Below are 18,525 nucleotides of genomic sequence, written 5' to 3'. Positions count from 1 at the left end.
TCGTTAGGGTCATCAGGTGTCAGAACCGTTCCAGCGGAGCCCCGGTCCGCCGCGCCTCGACTCCGAGCGCCCCGATCCGGAGCCGGCCATCCCCGTCTACGAGCAGCAGGAGCTGCGCGGCGACCTGTGGAGCGCCGTGCCCGAGCCTGCCCGCAGGCGTTACCGGCCGACGCGCGCGTTCTGGCGCAGGAGGGCGGTCAGGGCCTGGGCGGTGATCACGGTACTGGCGCTCTGCGCGCTGGTGATCCTCGCGCTCGTCCGGGAGCAGACCGGGCCGCAGGGCTTCCTGGTGGGCCTCGGGCTCGCCGTCCTGCCCGTACCGCTGCTGGCGGCCGCCTTCCGCTGGCTGGACCGGGTCGAGCCGGGGCCGTGGCGGAATCTGCTGTTCGCCTTCGCCTGGGGCGCCTTCGCGGCGGCGCTCGTCGCGATCATCGCGAACTCCTTCGCGACGGAGTGGATCGCCACCGCCACCGCGGATCCGGCGGGCGCGGAGTCGCTGGGCGCCACGGTGATAGCGCCGGTCGTCGAGGAGAGCGCGAAGGCGACGGCGATCCTGCTGATCTTCCTCTTCCGCAGACGCAGCTTCACGGGGCTGGTCGACGGCGTCGTGATCGCGGGATTCAGCGCCACCGGCTTCGCGTTCACGGAGAACATCCTCTATCTGGGCAACGCGTTCGGCGAGGACCAGAGCCAGGGGTACTCCGGGCTGAACTCGGTCACGGCGGCCACCTTCTTCGTACGGGTCGTGATGTCGCCGTTCGCGCATCCGCTCTTCACCGCGGCGGCGGGCATCGGCTTCGGCCTGGCGGCGATGGCGGCCCGGCGGCAGAAGATCCGCCGCGTGGCTTTTCCGCTGCTCGGGCTGTTCCTCGCGATGGGCATGCACGCCCTGTGGAACGGCTCGGGGTCGCTCTTCGGCCCCTTCGGCTTCTACGCCGTGTACGGGGCCTTCATGGTCCCGGTCTTCGGGCTGCTGACCTGGCTGGTGATCTGGAGCCGGCAGCGCGAGCTGCGCACGCTCGCGGCCGAGCTGCCCGCGTACGCCGCCGCGGGGTGGCTGGCCGCGGCCGCGCCCCCCGCGCTCTCCTCGATGCGGGCGCGCTCCATGGCGCGGGGGTTCGCGGGGCGTCACCACGGGCCCGCGGCGGCGCGGACGGTCGCGGAGTACGAGGCGTTCGCGACGTCCCTGGCGTTTCTGCGCCACCGGGCCGGGCGGGACCCGGTCGGCCCGGACTTCGTGGAGCGCGAGCAGGAGTTGCTGCACCACCTGTGGGAGCGCAAGGAGATAGCCGGGCCCGCGCTGACCTACGCGGCGCGGGCCACCGGCCGGGTACGGGTGCCGCCGCCGTACATCGACTACGACGGCTACAACCCGTACCGCCAGTACTGACACCTGTCCGGGTGTGACCTCCGTCAGGCGGAGGCGGCGGTCAGCTCCGCCAGCTCCTCCGCCGTCAGCTCCAGCTCGGCGCCCGCGAGCAGCGTCGGAAGCTGCTCGACCGTGCGCGCGGAGGCGAGGGGCGCGATGACGGTCGGCTGCGCCGCCAGCCAGGCGAGCGCGACGGTGGCGACCTCGGCGCCGCGCGCCGCGGCGATCCGGTCCAGCGCGGCGAGCACCTTGACGCCCCGCTCGGACTCCAGGTACTTGCCCGCGCTGCCGGCCCGCGCGCTCTCCACCTGGGTGCCGGGGCGGTACTTACCGGTGAGGAAGCCGGAGGCGAGGGCGAAGTACGGCACGACGGAGAGGCCGTGGCGGACCGCGGCGTCCCGCAGGGGGCCCTCGTACGTGTCGCGCGAGACCAGGTTGTAGTGCGGCTGAAGCGCGACGTACCGGGCCAGCCCCTCGCGCTCCGCGAAGGCGATCGAGGCGTCCAGCCGCTCCGCGCTGATGTTGGAGGCGGCGACGGCACGCACCTTGCCCTCCGTGACGAGCTGGTCGAGGGCGGTGACGATCTCCTCGACCGGGACGTCCGGGTCGTCGAAGTGCGTGTAGTACAGGTCGATGTAGTCGGTACGGAGCCGCCGCAGCGACTCCTCGGCCCCGGCCTTGATGGTGGCCGCCTTCAGCCCCTTGAACTCCGGGTGCGCGCCCACCTTCGTCGCGAGGAGCACGTCGGAGCGGTTGCCGCGCGCGGCGAACCACTCGCCGAGGACGGTCTCGGACTCACCACCGGAATGGCCGTCCACCCAGGCCGTGTAGACGTCCGCGGTGTCCACGAAATTGCCGCCCGCGGCGGTGTACGCGTCGAGGACGGCGAAGGACTCCGTACGGTCCGCGGTCCAGCCGAAGACGTTGCCGCCGAGGGCGAGCGGGAAGACCTTGAGGTCGGAGGAACCGAGTGTGCGCAAAGTCGTCATGCGTCACTTCAACCCCGCCGCAGAGCGCCTTATTCCGTTTCGGGGCGCTCTGCGTGCTCCTGCTTCCCTCAGGACCAGACCCTCAGGACCGGGAGGCCGGCCTCAGGACCGGGGCGTCGGCCTCAGGGGTTGATGCCCTTGCCGTTCAGCCACGCCATCGGGTCGATGCCCGTGCCGCCCGCCGTGTGGACCTCCAGGTGGAGGTGGGGCCCGGTGACGTTGCCGGTCGCGCCGACGCGGCCGATGACCTCGCCGGTGGAGACCTTCTGCCCGGCGCTGACCGAGAGCGAGGACTGGTGCGCGTACCAGACCTCCGTGCCGTCCTCCAGCTCCAGGACCGTGCGGTAGCCGTACGAACCCGACCAGCCGGCCGACTTGACGGTGCCGCTGTGCACGGCCTTGACGGGGGTGCCCGTCGGCGCCGCGAAGTCCAGGCCGGTGTGGTAGCCGGAGGACCAGAGGGAGCCGGACTGGCCGAAGGAGGAGGTGAGGGTGTACGAGGAGGTGGGGAGGGAGAAGCTGGCCGCCAGCTTGGCGAGACGCTCCTGCTCGGCCTTGGCCTTGGCCTCCGCCTCGGCCTTCTTCTTGGCCGCCTCGATCTTCTTCTCCGCGTCGTTCTGCCGCGCCTTGGCCTGGCTCGCGGCCTTCTCGGCGGCCGCGTCCTCCTCCGCCGCCTGCTGCGTCGCGTCGGCCTTCGCCTGCTGCCGCTCGGCCTGCTGGAGGATGCGGGCGCGCAGCGCCTCGCCGGCGTCGGTGGTGCCCTGCTCGGCGTCCGCGGCGGTCAGGCCGGCGGTGCTCAGGGGCGCGCGGGCCAGCACGTCCGACGCGGAGTCCGCGTCGTCCGACCCCAGGGAGCCCATCCCCGGCAGGGACTTGGCGTCGGGAAGGTTGTCCGCGATGGCGTCGGGCAGGGATATGGAGACCGCGGGCTTGTCCTGCGCGGTGGCGATGCCGCCCGCGCCGACGGCGGCGATGACGCCGACACCCAGGACCGTGGAGCTGCGGGCGAGCCCGTTGCGCTGCTTGGCGACGCGGTGCCTGCCGCGTACGGGGCGGATGGACTCCTCGGTGGGATTCCACTCCCCCCAGGTCCCGGGCGCCTCGTTCTCACTGCCGCTGCCGAAGGAGTGGGTTTCGAAGGTGGCCGTGGGGGCAGGCTTGTTGGACGCCACTGAGGCGTGCTCCTTTCCTTCCTTCTCGCCTACCGGGTTAGCTGACGGGTTCGGAGCAGGAAGGTCTCCTACGGGTGTCCCCTGCCGCACGAAGCGGCAAGTAACTCCCGATTCACCCCAATTGGTGGTTCCCCGGTTCCCTCGCGGGATTCGGCGCACGCGCACGGTGCCATCTCTGGCGACGGCTGGGACAACCGCGCTGCGTTATCGAACGTTAATAGAGACCAGGGCCTTATTCCAAGCTGTTCCCGATGATCGTTAACGACTTCGCAACGGACGTAACGGGACACAAGAGCGCGCATCCGGGCGAGTTGATCGGCGCTCGGGGCACATTGGTCCGCCCTGCATACTTGACGGTATGTCAAACGTTATGCGGAGGGATACCCGCCGGTCACCATGAGTGATGCCGCGCGCTCAGGGCACGATCGGCATCGTCCGACGCCGCTCCGGCTCGCCCTCCGAGGGCCGGCTGATCGCCAGCAGCGCCATGTCGTCCTGGCTTCCGCCGCCCGTGTGCCGCCGTACGTCGTCGATCAGCGCCTGGAGCATTTCGTCGGGCCCCTGGAAGATCCGCCCGTCGAGCCGCTCGCACGGGACGTAGAAGATCCCGTGCGCGTCGCGCGCCTCGGTGAGCCCGTCCGTGTAGAAGAGCAGCGTCGCGCCGTCGGGGTACGCGGACTGCTCGGCCCGGTCGGGCCACGCGCCCAGCTCGCTCATGCCGAGCGGCAGCGCGGGGTCCTGCGCCCTCAGCATCCGTACGGCACCGCCGTGACAGATCAGCGGCTCGGGATGGCCCCGGTTGACGAGCCGTACGATGCCCTCGCCGTGCGGGATCTCCGCCAGTACGGCCGTGGTGAACCCTTCGAAGACATCGAGCCCGTCCCGCCCCGTCCCCTCCCGCAGGAGCGAGCGCTCCAGCCGCTGCGCGACGCCCTCCAGCGAGCTCTCCTGCTCCGCCGCCTCCCGGAACGACCCGATGATGACGGCGACCGCCTCGACCGCCTCCAGCCCCTTCCCCCGTACGTCGCCGACGACCAGCCGTACCCCGTACGGCGTGTCCTGCACGGCGAACAGGTCGCCGCCGATGAACGCGCCCTCCTGCGCCGCCTCGTACCGCGCCGCGATCCGCAGCCCGCCGATCCGCTCGGCGGGTCTGGGCAGCACGGCGCGCTGGGCGGTCTCGGCGATGACGCGGGCGGAGGCGAGCCGTTCGCCGCTGCGTCTGACGACGCCGTTGATGTAGAGCGCGAGGGCGGAGACGACCAGCACCGTCAGCAGTTCGCTGACCGACACCACCGTCGTGAGCGTGTCCGTATGGATACGGAGCGCCACCTCGGCGGCGAGCGAGGCCACGGCCACCAGCAGGACGCCGAGCAGCGGGAAGAACGGGGCGGCGATCAGCGGGGCGGCGGCGAAGAACGGCGCCGCGGTCACGCGGGCCGGGGTCACCAGGTCGAGCACCACCCCGCCGATGATCACCAGGGCGGGCAGGAGCCGGACGAGCCGCCGACCGGCCAGGCGCCGCGCGTACGGTCCGGCCGGTCCGTACGGCGCCCGGTCCGCCACCCGGCCCAGGTCGCGGGCGGGGTCCCTGCGATGGTCGCGCCCGTACGTGCCGGTCGCCCAGAAACCCGCGGCGTCGGCGCCCAGAATCCCGGCGCCGTCGGCGTCCTGTCTGCTTCTGCCGCCGAGGCGTTCCCGGATTCTCCTGAGCTTCCCCACCAGTCGTCTCCTGCCCGTTCCGCCGACGGCTGCGGACGGCACCGCGCTCCACCCAGGCTGGCCGCCGCCGCGCCGGGAGGCGACCCGCCGTCGGCCGACTGGGCTACGGAGACCGATGGCACGGAGGCCGGTGTGAAGACGCTCAGTCGGTCAGGTGGCGCTCGGCGTACACCTTCATGGCGTCCCGCACGAGCACAGCCGTACCTTCACCGTACTTGTCATACGTCGCGGTGAAACGTGGATCATCGACGTACGTGGCCGTGACTCCGATGACATAAGACCTGGTGGGCTCCATGGTCACCGCCAGCCAGTCACAGTGACGCCGGGCGATCGCCTGCGCCTCCTCGCCGGACGCGTCGTGGCCGGCCGCCGCCGCGCGCCCCCAGTCGCGGGCGATCGACTCGTGCCGCTCCTGGAACGCCCGGCGCTCCTCCTCGCTCAGCGAGCGCCACCAGCGGTCGCTCTTCTCGTAGGCGGGGCGGCCCCACCTCTCGGTGACCTCCTGCTCGTACCGTGTGTGCGCGAAGCCGTCGAACACTTCCTCTGCCATGAGTTCCTCTCCGTTCTCGGTCTTGTGGAGAGTGGTCCGCACCGACGTGATCAGCCGGCCGATGCGCTCGCGTTCCTGCTCCAGCAGCCCCAGATGGCCGCGCAGGGCGGCGGCCGTGTCCTGCTGGCCGTCGAGGATCCGGGCGATGTCCGGCAGCCCGAGACCCAGCCCCCGCAGCAGCAGGATCCGCTGCAGCCGGACCAGGGCCTCCTGGTCGTAGTACCGGTATCCGTTGACGCCGGTCCTGCTGGGCTCCAGCAGCCCCAGCTCGCCGTAGTGCCGGAGCGTACGGCTCGTCGTACCGGCTTTCTTCGCGATGTCCTGGATCGACCACTCCATGACGTTCACGGTAGAAGTTGACGTTACGTAAAGGTCAAGCGCGATTCCGAGGGCACGGATCCCCGGGACACGGATCAGGGAACGGGCACACGACGAAGGCCCGGATTCACCAGGAATCCGGGCCTTCGTTTTCTTCGTAGTAGCGGGGACAGGATTTGAACCTGCGACCTCTGGGTTATGAGCCCAGCGAGCTACCGAGCTGCTCCACCCCGCGCCGCTGAATAAGACTCTACGCCATCCGGAGCAAGATCATTACCAATTCCCGTGGCCGCGGCCGGAAGGGTGCCCGGCCGGGCCGAACGACAGGGCCTAGGCGGCCTCGACGACATCCGCCCGCACGGCGGCGGCCCACTCCACCAGCAGCCGCTGGTAACGCTCCTGCTCGGCCGAGGACAGCGCACTGCCCGCACGCGCCCACAGCGCGCGGATCTCCGCGTTCACCACAGCGGCGGATCTGACAGGGGACGGGGACGCGGACTCCGGGGTGGCAGAAGAAGCGAACATGGGAGCAAGGCTACGGCCGGCCACTGACAATCGGCGGAGCGTGGCGCCTGCGCCCAGGTCCGGCACCCGGCACCCAGCGCCCGAACCCCACCACGCGACACCGTCCGCCTCACACCACCACGGTGTACTCGTGCGCGGGGCCGCCCTGCCACTCCACCCAGGCCGGGTCGTCCAGCAGCTCCCAGGCGTCGGGCAGCCCGGCCAGCCGCAGGAATTCGACCAGGTGGGCGTCGGAGTGGGCGAGTCCCATGATCTGCCCGCGGACCGTGACCCGCCGCCCGCCCGTCCCTGACGCCCGGTGGACGACGATCGGTGCATCACTCATACGGCCAAGAGTGCGACGATCTCGCCCGGTCCGCAGCATCTGGGGCGCGCTATCTTCCGTACCGGCCTGTAGCGTGCGTCACATTCACCCCCGGGGCCCCTCGGGACTCTCGGGCACCCCAGGCCTCCCAGTCCCCTCGGGCCCCACGGACGTCTCACCCCAGAACGGCGAAAACCTCGTCGATCGCGGCGCAGGTCCGGTCGGTGTCGTCGTCCGTCACGGCGGCCGACACGAACCAGCAGGCCAGACCGTGCGCGTTGATGTGGATGCCGCGGCGCAGCAACTCGTGGCGGAAGAGGTCGTACCGCCGCTGGTCCAGGTGGAGCGTGTCGCGGTAGTGGCGGGTGGGGGCGCCGCCCGGTGAGAACACCACCTGGAACATCGCGCCGACGCCCTGCACCGCGCACTCCACCCGGTGGTCGGTGGCGGCCCTGCGGATGGTCTCCATGATCCGCCGGCCGGTGTCGTCGATCTTCTTGACGACGGCGGGGTCGGCGAGCGCGGTGAGGGTGACGAGGGCGGCGGTGGCGCAGAGCGGTGAGGCGTTGTACGTACCGCCGTGCTTGACCCGGCCGTTGGCGAGCGCGGCCATCACCTCGCGGCGGCCCGCGAAGGCGGCGATGGGCAGCCCGCCGCCGAGGGCCTTGGAGTAGACGGCCAGGTCGGGCACGACGTCGTAGAGGGCCTGCGCGCCGCCCGGGCCGGTCCGGAAGCCGGTGCAGACCTCGTCGAAGACGAGCAGGATGCCGCGCGCCGTGCACTCGTCGCGCAGGAAGCGCAGGTAGCCGGGGCCGGGCATGGTGCAGGCGTTGTTGGCGACGATGGGTTCGCAGATGACGGCGGCGAGTTCGCCGCGGTGGGCGTCGAGTACGGCGACGAGCGCGTCCGGGTCGTTCCACGGGCAGACGACGACATCGCCGCTGACACCGGACGGGATGCCCGGGGAGTGCGGCACGGAGTGCGGGGCGCCGTACGGCCCGGCCGCCGCCTCGGGGGGCCGGTTGGAGATCGCGAGGGTGTCCGTCCAGCCGTGGTAGTGGCCCTCGAACTTGAGCACCTTCGAGAGCCCGCTGTGGCCGCGCGCGGCCCGTATCGCTCCCTGGACCGCCTCCGAGCCGGAGTTGGCGAAGCGGACGAGATCGGCGCAGGGGACCATCGCGCGGATGAGTTCGGCGAGTTCGACCTCGGGCACGTTGCAGGTGCCGAACATGGTCCCGCCGGCGAGGACCCCGGTGAGGGCGTCGGTGAGCGCGGGGTTCGCGTGCCCGAGGACCGCGCTGCCGTACGCGGCGAGATAGTCGACGTACTCGTTTCCGTCCGCGTCCCGGATGCGGGCGCCGGAGCCGCTGGTGATGTAAAGCGGATACGGGTGGGGCCCGGTGGAGGTGAGCCGCGCGGAGGAACTGATTCCGCCCGCGAGGGATTTCTTGGCCCGCTCGAACAGTGCGCTGCTGTTCGCGGTTCCGCCGAGCGCGGGAACGCCGGAAACAGGTAAGCCGGATGGATTCATCGGTTTCATGTGTCACTCCTGCCCGGGCAATTTGTTCGAACTGATCGACGGAGCCGAAGGACCTGGCGGACCTGGCGGACCTGCCGAAGCCGACGTACTCGATGCACTCGATGCACTCGATGGCCCCGACGGATTCACGTTTCGTCGGTCGGATCCACATCTTGACGGGGTCACAGCCGGTCCCCAGACTCGTCGACTCTCGTCTCCGTCTTCGCGGAGATCCAGAATGCGGTGAAAGGAAGTCGGGCATGACTGAATCCGCTGAATTGGCCGAAAAGATCGCGATCGCCGTCGTCACCGGCGCCGGGAGCGGTATCGGCCGGGCTTGTTCGCTGGGACTGCTGGCGGACGGCTGGACGGTGGTGCTGACCGGGCGGCGCGAGGAGGCCCTGAAGGAGACGGCGGCGCTCGCGGGCCCGGCGGCGGAGCGCGCGGTTCCGGTGTCGGCGGACATCACGGACGCCGATGCCGTGGCCCGGCTGTTCGACGAGGTGGGCACGCGTTTCGGACGGCTGGACCTGTTGTTCAACAACGCGGCGGACACCATGCCGTACACCCCGACGGAGGATGTCTCCGTCGGGGACTGGCACCGCGTCATGGACTCGATCGCCACCGGCACCTTCCTCTGCGCGCGGGCGGCGTACCGGATGATGAAGGACCAGACGCCGCGCGGTGGCCGGATCATCAACAACGGGGCCCCCTCCGCCCAGGTGCCGCGACCGGATTCGATCGCTTTCACCGCGGCGAAGCACGCCGTGGCCGGGCTGACGCGCTCGCTGTCGCTGGACGGCCGCCGTTACGACATCTCGTGCGGGCAGATCGACATCGGCAATGTGACCCCGGTGGGCCGGGAGCAGCCGGCGGTCCGGCAGGCGGACGGCACGCTGCGCGTGGAGCCGACGATGGACATCCGCCATGTGGTGGAGATGGTGCTCGTCATGGCGAATCTGCCGAGGGGCGTGAACGTCCAGTCAGTCGCCGTCCTGCCCAGCGCGATGCCGTACGTCGGCCGCGGCTGACGCGGCCGGAACCGCGAGGAACGCCTCGATCCGGGTGCCGGGGGTGAGCCGGCCCGCGCGCTCCCACGCGAGCGCGCGGTGCAGCCCGTCGAGGTGGATCAGCCCCTCCCGTACCACCAGTCCCGCGTAGTCGACCCCGGGCACCGCGCGGGCGCTGAGGAAGAGCGCGGAGAAGGGCGCGGTGGTCATCCGGTCGAGCTTGCGGGCGCAGACCGGGTTCGTACGGGCGTAGGTGTCGCCCAACTCCCGTAACCGGGCCACCGCTTGCCCGACGGTCAGCCCCGACGCGGGGACGAGTTCCCGCTCGCCGCCCTCGCCCAGGTGCCACGGCAGCACGATGCGCAGCAGATCGTCCCGGTCGAGCACCACACGCTGCCACGCCCCGAGCGTGTGCTGGGCGTGCAGGATGTGCTCCTCGGCCTCGTCATTGGTGTTGGCCTCATGGGTGAGTTCGAGCGGATGCGCCCGCGCGAACCGGCGCTGAACCGTCTCGAACGTAACGGAGGCGACCACTCTCATACGACCGACCACACCCCTCCGGCTTCCCCGCCCACACCAGTTCCCTTCCCACCGACCGGCTGCCCTTTCACCCCTCGTACTCGGTGAAGTGGCGCTCGTCGAACAGATCCGGCCACCGACCCCGGTCGAGCCCCAGCCCCCGTGCGGTGGCGAGCACATGACGCCAGTACGGCTTGACGGGCGGCCAGCGCGTGCCGGTCTGGCAGTACGACGCGTCGATCATGTAGCGGGGCCCGCCCGTGGCACCGGGGGTCGAGCGGCGGGCGTGGAACAGCGCGGAGTGCAGCACCACCGTCGACCCGGCGGGCAGGTCGTCGATCAGGGCCTCGGAGGGCAGCTTCCGCGTCCCGAGGTGGGCACGGGCGGTCTTCTCGGCGACCTCCCGGTGCGACCCGGGCAGTACGGCGAGCCCGCCCATCTCCGGCCTCAGCCCTCGCGGGTAGTGCAGCGCGTGCACCATCACCCGGTCCCGCCGGCGCTGCGGAATCTGCTCGTAGTCGTGGTGCCACGCCTTGCCGGGAGCACCGGGCGGGCGCCGGTCGCAGTGCAGGTGGTGAAAGACGAACGAGGGCCCCATCACCTCGGAGAGCAGCGCCAGCAGCGGCGGGTGCACGGCCAGTTCACCATGGGCCGCCAGCTGTATCTCCACCATGTCCGGCGTCCCGTACACCTCGGGCTCCCGGCACGCGTCGATGGACCGCTGCCGTAATCCGCTGTCCACCCAGAGATCCACTTCCCGCTCCAGCGGTTCCAGCGAACCGGACGGAATGAATCCGGGAAGGACGAGATACCCCCGTTCCTCGAATTGCTCCAGCAGACTCCCGTCGAGTTCCGGTACCGGGGGAAGCTGTTCACGCATGGTGCGACACCCCTCTCTTCCGCTCTCCACGAATTCCGTCGGCAATCAGTCATGGCATATGCACGGACGCGTGCACCGAGGGATCCCAGGCGACTGCAATGTTCCGGGCTTTCCTGGAACAGCGCCCAAAGGTAGCCAACAATTCATCGGGGCAGACCGGAAGCGAAGGACAATGGCCGAAGCGCGCCACCCTGGCAAGAACCGCACGAATGCCAGGACATCACCCCGCTCATACGTTCCACGCGCCCCGCTCCCCGCTCCCCGCGCCACGTTCCGCGGGGCGCCCCGAGTCGGCTCTTCCCCACCACGAACGCGCCGCGGCTCCGGCCGGCTGATTGCTCGGTGACGGGGATGCGTCGGACAGGGGGTAGTCGGGCGGAGGTGCGGCGCTCGTGGTGGGCGAGGGCCTTCCTCCGGTGACGGGAACGGAGGGATATCCGGCGTCGAAGTGCATGTAGTCGGGCACCTTGATGTTCTGCCAGATCCAGCCTTCGTCGATGAAGGTCCGCCATACGAGTCCGCCGTCGAGGATGGCCCCCTTGCCCGGGGCACGTTCGGCGTACTCGGCGCTGGGGGACCAGCACTTGCAACGGAGGTCCTTCCAGGGGTTCTGCAACGGGTTGATGTCGATGGCGCGGCCGTTGGCGTGGGGGGATTCCTTCACCGGGGCGTTGATCTGGTCCAGCCGACGGCAGTTGTAGGCGGCCGTGTTGTTGTCCTCCAGGCTGGCCTTGGTGTCCCCCTCGTACGCTTCCACCGGCTGCATGCGATTGATGGGGAACCGTTCGTCGAACAGGCGGGTGAAGACGCGTGAGATGCTCTCGGCGATGTCGGCGTTGACGACCAGCACGCCCCGCCGTGTCCCGCCCTCGAAGTCGACGTAGTTGACCTCGACGCGGCGCAGGTCCTCGCGGGTGACAGGGCAGCCCTCGCGCCACGTGCCGGTCTCGACGATCCGTTGCCACTGCTCCGCCGGAATCTCCTCGACGACCGGGTTCGCCGACGGCGAGGGTCCCGGGGACGCCGTTCGTGATTCCCCGGCCCGCGGGCCGCCCTCTGTCGTATCCGTTCCGGTCGCGCACGCGGTGGCGAGCAGGACGCAGGCGGCGGCCAGCGCGCGCCCGGGGAGTGCGCGGCGCCGACCGCCACCTCGAACAGAGGCGATTCGGCGGTGAAGCGCCGGGCGCGCGTGGTGTTCCGTGGTCTCCCGGACGGGAACGGTCCTGCGGCTGGTCAAGGCGATCCTTCTGGTTGGGACAGCGGCGCCTTACGCGGCGAGCGGCAGGCGGGGGCGGCGGGCGGAGCGCGGCGGAAGAGAGCGGAAGAGAGCGGAAGAGATCAGCCGAGAGGCGGTTCGCCGGTTTCCTGCCTGGTCCGGCCCGGGGGCCAGGAAGGGGTGTCGAGGACGCGCTCGTAGGTGAGCAGGCGGCGTCCTTCGGGCGTGCTGCTCCCGCCCTCGCGCCGCCATCCGCGGCGTTCGTAGTACGGCCCGGCGCCTCCGGGTCCTTCCATGGTCACGAGGGAGACCCGCGCGCACCCGGCTATGGCGGAAGCGGCGACGAAGCGTTCGATGAGGTCCACCCCTATCCCCAGGGAGCGGGCCGACTCGTCCACGGCGATGTGCGCGAGCACCGCCCCCGGGCCCAGGGACGCCTGCGGGGCGACCGGGGTGGCCTGTCCGGGCTGTTGGCGTCGCATCAGCTTGCGGTAGTACCGGGGAGCCCTGGTCCGCAGGAAGTGCACCAGCAGGCCGGGCCGCACGGCCAGGCCGCCGAGAGCCCGTATCAGCAGCGTGCCGCCGTGCCGGCGCAGCACATGGCGACGGTGGAGCGCCGGGTCCGTCACGCCCACCAGGTAGCCGACCGGCTGTTGCTTCGCCACGGCGATGAAGGCCAGGGCGTGCGGGCTGGTCAGGTAGGTGCGGGTGTACGCCGCCAGGAATCCGGGGCCGAGGCGGGCGAAGAACCCGTCGGGGAAGAGCCGCAGGTGCTCCCGTACGACGTACGGCAGGTGCTCGGGGTCCATGAACCGCACGGCGTAAGGGCGGTGGGGGGCCGACCCGGCGCCTCTCATGGCGGGAAGGCGGCGTCCGGCCGGCTGCGGATCCGGGGCGGGGCGGGCAGGGCTCGATGGCGCGGTAGCGCGGGTTTCGGCGTCCACAGCGGCAAACTACTACGCCGTGTAGAAATAAATCTACTACGCTCTGTAGAAGTAGTCTGTGGTGTCTTCGACGCGAGCCGGGCCGAACGGGCCCGCCATGGCGGGCAGACTGGTACGAGCCCCACGACGACGGACCCTGGGAGGGGATGGTGGCCATGCGCGCGTTCGGTGAGCTGGAGTCGGAAATCATGCGGGTGGTGTGGCAGCGGGCCGAGCCCGTCACCATCCACACCCTGACCGACGCGCTCAACGGCCCCCGCACGCTGGCCTATACGACCGTGATGACCGTCACCGAACGGCTGCGTGAGAAAGGCTGGCTGACCAGAGAAAAAGAAGGCCGGTCCTACCGCTACAGCGCCGCCCGGAGCGCCGACGAGTACACCGCGGAACTCATGGGCCAGGTCCTGGACGCCTCCACCGACCGGGCCAGCGCCCTGCTGCGCTTCGCCGGCCGCCTCGACCCGAAGGAAGCCGCGGCCCTGCGGGAAGCCCTGGCCGATCCCCCCATCGCCCCGCCGCGGAACGGAGGCTGAACCATGCTGGTCATCGGCACCCTGCTCCTGTACGCGGCCCTCCTGGGCGTGGCGGGCAACCGGGTCCTCACCCGCGCGGCATGGGTGGTCCACTCACCCCGGACCGCACTGCGCCTGTGGCACACCTGCGCCGTCACCTTCCTCGCCACCGTCACCTGCGCTCTCGTACTCACCGCGCACGACCTGTGGGAACACGCCGTGGTCTGGCTGTTCCACGCGGACAAACCCCAGGTCCACGCCCTCTACAGCGGCTCCTGGTACGCCGACGAGATCGCCACCGGCGCGACGGTCGCGCTGCTCGCCGCCGTGAGCACGGTGACCGTACTGGCCGTACGGCGGATGCGGATCTCCCGTCATGAACGGGACCGGCACCGACTGGTCGCCGACGCGCTCGCCCCGTACGGGACCGGTCCGCTGCGGCGGGTCCGCGTCCTCGAAGATCCCGTACCGGCCGCTTTCTGCATCCCGGGTTCACGGCACGACGCCCGCGTCGTCCTGACCCGCGGCGCCCTGTCCCTGCTCACCCCCGAGCAGGTGTCGGCCACCGTCGCCCACGAACAGGCGCACCTGCGCTTCCGGCATCACCGCGTGATCGTCCTTGCCGAGGTGGTGACCGCGGCCGTCGGCTGGAGCGGTGCCCTGCGCGACTACGCGGAACAGACCCGGCGCCTGGCGGAGATGGCGGCCGACGACCACGCGGCCGACACTCACGGGCAACGCACCCTCGCCGCCGCGCTGCTGGAGATGTGCACCGCCCCCGGTGACGCCGGCGCCGGCCTCCCGGCCATGACCGGGGCGGACCCGGCCGAGCGGATCCGCCGGCTCCTCGCCGGACAGCGGTCCTCCGCGGCTCGCGCCCTGCCCCTCCTGGCGGCAGGAGCTGCCGCCGCCCTGCTCATGGTGCCCACCACCGTGTCGCTGGCCCCGGCCGCCACGATCGCGGACACCGCCCACTGCCCGCCGCGCTGCGACCCGTCGGCAGAGAAATGAGCCGCGGGGACGTGACAGGGCCGTCCGGAATGCCCGTACGCGACGTGGCCGACCGGGCCATACTGAACCGGACATGCTGATCCTGACCGCCCCCGCCCGCACGGTGACAGGAAGCGCCGCACGCGCCGCCGCGTTCACCGCGCTGACCAGCGCCACGGCGGCGGGACTGCACCACGCGACGGCGGACTCACCCGTCTCCTGGCCGAGCCTGGCACTCGCCGCCCTGGTGATGTTCGCCGGCGCCGCACCCGCCTTCCACTTCGGGACACCCCGCGCCGTCGTCGCGGTCGTCGTGCTGGTCCAGGCGGTACTGCCGACCTGGCTCAACGCCACCGAGACCGCGGTCACGAGGGACGGACACCACCGGCTGCCTCCCGTCTGGCACCACAGCAGCCCCGCCATGGCCGCACTCAACCTCACCGCCGGACTGGCCCTGGCCTGGCTCCTGCACAGCGCGTGCGCCCTGCCCTCGCAGCTCTTCCACGCCTGGACGGAACCAGCAAGGCAGTGGGCCGTACGACTGGCAAAGGCCCTCTCGGTCCAACTGCCGCAGCCGTACGAGCCCAGCACACCCCACCCCGGGCTCCTCGCCCCACCGGCGCTCTCCTCCCAGACCGCGCACCTCACCCTGCGACACCAACGAGTCCCCTGCGGACCGTGAACGACGGCGTTGCCCCGCGTCCCTCACGCGCCACCCGGCCGTGACGAGCGACCGTCGACACCATCCCAGGAGTACCCGTATGCCCACGCGCCTCATCGAGGCGTGCCGGGCAGGCTCGGCCTGCCCGCGCATCCTCACCCAGCCGGAAACCCCGCCACCCGCCGAGGTCTACCAACCGCAGAACACTCCTCGCACCGGGGAGGGTCTGATCACCTTCCTGACCTCCGCCCAGACCCTCCTCTTCGTACTCGTCGGCGTTCTGGCCGTCGTCCTGTTCGCCGTCACCACGTGGCACACCAGGCGCGAACGGCGCGACGAGAAGAACGTGACCTGACCCTCGACACGGCGGTGGAGCACTGCGGAGACCCGATCGCTTCCGCCCAAGTGCCCCTGAACAACGGAGCGCCCCGATCAGCCGAAACCGATCGGGGCGCTCACGCATCGCTCACGCACGGACGTCGCTGCGGGGAGTCCGCTGGGCGCCCGCTGGAGGGGCTACACCTGATTCATGACACCCCCACGCTCCTGACCGGCGGCCGGTGGGCGGGCGATTCCGATGATTGACGGGGAGGCCGGGGTGCTCCGGCCGTTGATGAGGAAGTCGAAGCGGCGGATCTCGTCAACGGTGAACCCCGCTTCGGTGATCGCGCGTTCTGTGTCGCGGGTGAGGTTGCAGCCGCCGCACAACAGCCGCCAGGGCGGATTCAGCATCCTCTGCCGGCGGAGGATGCTCCGCTTCTGCGACCGGACGTGCTCGTAGAAGCGCAGCTCTCCGCCCGGCTTGAGGACGCGCGCGGCCTCGGCGAGGGAGCCCGGGACGTCCGGGAGGGTGCACAGCACGAGCGAGATCACGGCCGCGTCGAAGTTTCCGTCCGGTACGGGAAGCTCCTCGGCCCGGCCGGACACCACCCGCACCGGTACGGGCGCCCCGGTGACGGCCCGTTCCGCGAGGGCGCGCAGCCGGGGTTCTGGCTCCACCGCGACCACTTCTTCCACCTCGGGCGGATAGTGCCTGAAGTTCGCGCCCGTACCCGCGCCGATCTCGATCACCCGGCCTCGTACTCCGGCGAGGAGTTCTCGGCGGTGCTCGACGGAGCCGTGCGCCTCGGCGAAGGCGTTGATGCGCGGATAGAGCCGGGCGAACAGCGGATGCGACACCGCTTCGGCCATGGTGGTCTCCTTGCCGGTGTGGTGCAGGTGCGCAGGCATCCGGCGCCTGGACCTCCTTACACAAGGGTGCCCTTTTTGAGGCGTCCGGTACCGCACGCCCCTTCTGTTCTGCTGCCGGCAGGTACGTCGACCACCGGCCGGGGGCCGTGAGGGCGCGGCGCGAGAGGCGGCTAGCATCCCGTCCCATGGCCCGGTTCGTACGACCGACAGTGGCCCGGCTGTGGGCCGGGCTGTTCGTCGTGTTCACGCTGGCCATCTGTACGACGGGGATCGCTCGGCCCGCTGCGGCGGCGGCGCCGACGGACATGGCGCCGATGAACATGCCGGCGACGGCATGGTCCGTAGGCCCGATCGACGGGCAGTCCGCCGAACCTGGGTGCCCCATGGGTGACATGGAATGCGCACCCCAGGCCCAGCACCGGCCGTCGCCCGCTCCGCTGCCGCTCACCGACAGTGTCCGCGCGACGGTCGTGGACCGTGTGGCGGCGGGGGTGCATGTCGAGCGGGCGCCTCCCGGCCCGGGGTCCCGTGAGGGGCCCGACCTCGACAGGCTGTGTGTGAGCCGGACCTGATCGCGCCTCGCTTCCGAGACCCGATCCGATCCGGCACGCCGTCCTGCGCGCGTGCCTCTCCTCTCTGTCGTAACGGAGAACCCACACGCATGCCTTCAATCCTTGCCCTCTTCGCCACCAGTGTCGGCACCGGCCTGCTCGCCGGTGGCGCTTCGTGTGCCGCCGTCCAGGGCGGCCTGCTGGCCGGCGCCGTCAGCCGCCGTACTCCCGGCGCCGGAAAGCCGGACACCGGAACGCCCGGCACCGGAACGCCCGGCACCGGGAAGTCCGGCTCCAGGCTCTCCGAACCGCTGGCTCCGGTCGGTGCGTTCCTCGCCGGGAAGCTGCTCTCGCACACCCTCCTCGGTGCGCTGCTCGGCGTCTTCGGCGCCGCCCTGCAGCCCAGCCCCCGCACCCGGGCGGTTCTGCTGATCGCCGCCGGTGTCCTGATGGTGCTGTTCGCCCTGGATCTTCTCGGGGTGAAAGCCGTGGCCCGCCTGGTGCCCCGGCCTCCGGAGTCCTTCGGACGGCTGGTGCGCCGCCGCGCCAAGTCCGGTTCCACACGCGCTCCCGCGCTGCTCGGCTTCGCGACCGTGCTCATCCCGTGCGGGGTGACACTGTCGGTCGAACTCGTCGCCGTCACCTCGGGATCAGCCGTGGCGGGCGCGGCCGTGCTGGCCGGGTTCGTGCTCGGCACCGCCCCGCTGTTCGCCGCGCTCGGCTACCTCTTCCGCCGGGGCAGCCGGGCCTTCTCCGGGCGGCTCGGCATCGTTACGGGCGTGGTCGTCCTCGGGGTCGCGGCCTGGACCGTCGTCTCCGGTCTCCAGGCGGGCGGCTGGTACTCCACGGCCGGCAGCAACGCGCCCGCCGCGGCCGCGGACCCTGGCCCCGTCCAGCCCGGCGCACCCGTACGGCAGGGCCCGGTGACCATCGGCGCCGACGGGAAGCAGACCATCGTCCTGACCGTCACCGACTTCTACGAGCCCACCACCTTCACCGCCGAGGCCGGCGTGCCCACCACTCTGGTCCTGCGCGGCAAGGACTCCGGCGGCTGCGCCCGCGCCTTCACCATCCCCGAACTCGGCGTCCAGGAGATCGCCGAGCGCGACGGCGACACGAACATCGACCTCGGCACCCGCGAGCCCGGCAAGCTCGCCTTCTCGTGCGCCATGGGCATGCAGGGCGGAACGATCGACTTCAAGGAAGGCCCGGCATGAAGTGGTTCCGTGGAAAGACCGGTGAACGGGACACGGGCAGTGGTCCGCGGGTGGTGCTGAAGGTCGAGGGCATGCACTGCTCCAGCTGCGGTCTGCTCATCGACGACGAGGTCGAGGAGGTGCCCGGGGTGCGGTCCTCCCGTACCGATGTGAGCAAGGGCCGCTCCACCGTCCACCTGACCGGCGAAGGAGCAGCCGACCACGCCGAACTGATCGGCGCCGTCGAGCGGGCCGGCTACCGGGCCACCGTCATCGGGTGAGTACGCCGTGGCGGCGGCCGGGGGGGTGAGGTGCGGCGGGGCCCCGCGGAGGAGGGTAAGGCAGGCGAGGAACCGCGAGAAGCGGATCATTGGTAAGTTGTGTGTA

General features: G+C 71.1%; 21 protein-coding genes, 1 tRNA gene and 1 riboswitch. Of the genes, 9 read left to right on the top strand and 13 right to left on the bottom strand.

The features are described from left to right. Positions 1-112: 112 nt before the first annotated feature. A complete protein-coding gene (locus ACFXKG_RS07200; RefSeq protein WP_384833741.1) occupies positions 113-1,390 on the top strand; it encodes a PrsW family intramembrane metalloprotease in 1,278 nt (425 codons plus the stop codon). Positions 1,391-1,413: 23 nt separating this feature from the next. Here ACFXKG_RS07200 and ACFXKG_RS07195 read toward each other — a convergent pair whose 3' ends face one another. From ACFXKG_RS07195 to ACFXKG_RS07160, 8 genes are all read right to left on the bottom strand, one after another. Further along, a complete protein-coding gene (locus ACFXKG_RS07195) occupies positions 1,414-2,358 on the bottom strand; it encodes an aldo/keto reductase (protein WP_384833648.1) in 945 nt (314 codons plus the stop codon). A gap of 122 nt (positions 2,359-2,480) precedes the next feature. After that, complete coding sequence (locus ACFXKG_RS07190; protein WP_384833645.1) at positions 2,481-3,530, bottom strand: M23 family metallopeptidase; 1,050 nt, start codon at positions 3,528-3,530, stop codon at positions 2,481-2,483. Positions 3,531-3,541: 11 nt separating this feature from the next. Continuing rightward, positions 3,542-3,696: riboswitch (cyclic di-AMP (ydaO/yuaA leader) on the bottom strand. A gap of 248 nt (positions 3,697-3,944) precedes the next feature. Next, positions 3,945-5,105 (bottom strand): PP2C family protein-serine/threonine phosphatase, encoded by a 1,161-nt coding sequence (locus ACFXKG_RS07185; protein WP_384833738.1) that lies wholly within the window; start codon positions 5,103-5,105, stop codon positions 3,945-3,947. 289 nt (positions 5,106-5,394) lie between these two features. Next, positions 5,395-6,141 (bottom strand): MerR family transcriptional regulator, encoded by a 747-nt coding sequence (locus ACFXKG_RS07180; RefSeq protein ID WP_384833642.1) that lies wholly within the window; start codon positions 6,139-6,141, stop codon positions 5,395-5,397. A 140-nt stretch (positions 6,142-6,281) separates the two neighbouring features. Continuing rightward, positions 6,282-6,355 (bottom strand) — tRNA-Met (locus ACFXKG_RS07175). Positions 6,356-6,450: 95 nt separating this feature from the next. Further along, positions 6,451-6,645 carry a hypothetical protein gene (locus ACFXKG_RS07170; protein ID WP_384833639.1) on the bottom strand — a complete coding sequence of 65 codons (195 nt, stop codon included), beginning with the start codon at positions 6,643-6,645 and terminating at the stop codon, positions 6,451-6,453. A gap of 109 nt (positions 6,646-6,754) precedes the next feature. Then, a complete protein-coding gene (locus ACFXKG_RS07165; RefSeq protein WP_382897198.1) occupies positions 6,755-6,970 on the bottom strand; it encodes a hypothetical protein in 216 nt (71 codons plus the stop codon). Positions 6,971-7,124: 154 nt separating this feature from the next. Beyond that, entirely contained in the window at positions 7,125-8,489 is a 1,365-nt protein-coding gene (locus ACFXKG_RS07160) for an aspartate aminotransferase family protein (protein WP_384833636.1), read from the bottom strand. Between the two features lie 239 nt (positions 8,490-8,728). Here ACFXKG_RS07160 and ACFXKG_RS07155 point away from each other — a divergent pair, with 239 nt between their 5' ends. Beyond that, positions 8,729-9,499: an SDR family oxidoreductase gene (locus tag ACFXKG_RS07155; protein WP_384833633.1), complete on the top strand. Its 771-nt coding sequence runs from the start codon at positions 8,729-8,731 to the stop codon at positions 9,497-9,499. Here ACFXKG_RS07155 and ACFXKG_RS07150 read toward each other — a convergent pair. From ACFXKG_RS07150 to ACFXKG_RS07135, 4 genes are all read right to left on the bottom strand, one after another. Then, on the bottom strand, positions 9,452-10,018 hold the full coding sequence (locus ACFXKG_RS07150; RefSeq protein WP_384833630.1) for a DUF6309 family protein: 567 nt from the start codon (positions 10,016-10,018) through the stop codon (positions 9,452-9,454). The genes ACFXKG_RS07155 and ACFXKG_RS07150 overlap by 48 nt on opposite strands. Positions 10,019-10,085: 67 nt before the next feature. Next, positions 10,086-10,877 carry a phytanoyl-CoA dioxygenase family protein gene (locus tag ACFXKG_RS07145; protein ID WP_384833627.1) on the bottom strand — a complete coding sequence of 264 codons (792 nt, stop codon included), beginning with the start codon at positions 10,875-10,877 and terminating at the stop codon, positions 10,086-10,088. A 229-nt stretch (positions 10,878-11,106) separates the two neighbouring features. Then, positions 11,107-12,114, bottom strand: a complete 1,008-nt coding sequence (locus tag ACFXKG_RS07140) for a M15 family metallopeptidase (protein WP_384833623.1) — start codon at positions 12,112-12,114, stop codon at positions 11,107-11,109. A gap of 101 nt (positions 12,115-12,215) precedes the next feature. Next, positions 12,216-12,902 carry a GNAT family N-acetyltransferase gene (locus ACFXKG_RS07135; protein WP_384833621.1) on the bottom strand — a complete coding sequence of 229 codons (687 nt, stop codon included), beginning with the start codon at positions 12,900-12,902 and terminating at the stop codon, positions 12,216-12,218. A gap of 290 nt (positions 12,903-13,192) precedes the next feature. Here ACFXKG_RS07135 and ACFXKG_RS07130 point away from each other — a divergent pair, with 290 nt between their 5' ends. The 4 genes from ACFXKG_RS07130 to ACFXKG_RS07115 all read left to right on the top strand — a co-directional run bounded on the left by ACFXKG_RS07130 (position 13,193) and on the right by ACFXKG_RS07115 (position 15,555). Further along, positions 13,193-13,570 carry a BlaI/MecI/CopY family transcriptional regulator gene (locus tag ACFXKG_RS07130; RefSeq protein WP_384833618.1) on the top strand — a complete coding sequence of 126 codons (378 nt, stop codon included), beginning with the start codon at positions 13,193-13,195 and terminating at the stop codon, positions 13,568-13,570. Positions 13,571-13,573: 3 nt separating this feature from the next. Continuing rightward, positions 13,574-14,560, top strand: a complete 987-nt coding sequence (locus tag ACFXKG_RS07125; RefSeq protein ID WP_384833615.1) for a M56 family metallopeptidase — start codon at positions 13,574-13,576, stop codon at positions 14,558-14,560. A 73-nt stretch (positions 14,561-14,633) separates the two neighbouring features. Further along, positions 14,634-15,221 carry a hypothetical protein gene (locus tag ACFXKG_RS07120; RefSeq protein WP_384833612.1) on the top strand — a complete coding sequence of 196 codons (588 nt, stop codon included), beginning with the start codon at positions 14,634-14,636 and terminating at the stop codon, positions 15,219-15,221. Positions 15,222-15,300: 79 nt separating this feature from the next. Next, positions 15,301-15,555, top strand: coding sequence for a hypothetical protein (locus ACFXKG_RS07115; protein WP_384833609.1), 255 nt, complete (start codon positions 15,301-15,303; stop codon positions 15,553-15,555). Between the two features lie 161 nt (positions 15,556-15,716). On the opposite strand, the gene ACFXKG_RS07110 is transcribed toward ACFXKG_RS07115, so the two are convergent. Beyond that, entirely contained in the window at positions 15,717-16,430 is a 714-nt protein-coding gene (locus ACFXKG_RS07110; protein ID WP_384833606.1) for a class I SAM-dependent methyltransferase, read from the bottom strand. A 146-nt stretch (positions 16,431-16,576) separates the two neighbouring features. On the opposite strand from ACFXKG_RS07110, the gene ACFXKG_RS07105 reads away from it, so the two are divergent. The 3 genes from ACFXKG_RS07105 to ACFXKG_RS07095 all read left to right on the top strand — a co-directional run bounded on the left by ACFXKG_RS07105 (position 16,577) and on the right by ACFXKG_RS07095 (position 18,419). Next, on the top strand, positions 16,577-16,963 hold the full coding sequence (locus ACFXKG_RS07105) for a hypothetical protein (RefSeq protein ID WP_384833603.1): 387 nt from the start codon (positions 16,577-16,579) through the stop codon (positions 16,961-16,963). A gap of 89 nt (positions 16,964-17,052) precedes the next feature. Beyond that, positions 17,053-18,159 (top strand): sulfite exporter TauE/SafE family protein, encoded by a 1,107-nt coding sequence (locus ACFXKG_RS07100; protein WP_384833600.1) that lies wholly within the window; start codon positions 17,053-17,055, stop codon positions 18,157-18,159. Then, positions 18,156-18,419 carry a heavy-metal-associated domain-containing protein gene (locus tag ACFXKG_RS07095; RefSeq protein ID WP_384833597.1) on the top strand — a complete coding sequence of 88 codons (264 nt, stop codon included), beginning with the start codon at positions 18,156-18,158 and terminating at the stop codon, positions 18,417-18,419. Before ACFXKG_RS07100 ends, ACFXKG_RS07095 begins: the two co-directional genes overlap by 4 nt. Positions 18,420-18,525: the final 106 nt, after the last annotated feature.

Origin of the sequence: Streptomyces sp. NPDC059255, assembly GCF_042752355.1 — a bacterium.
In the GTDB taxonomy this organism is placed as follows: Bacteria; Actinomycetota; Actinomycetes; order Streptomycetales; family Streptomycetaceae; genus Streptomyces.
This window is presented reverse-complemented; position numbering and strand designations above follow the sequence as displayed.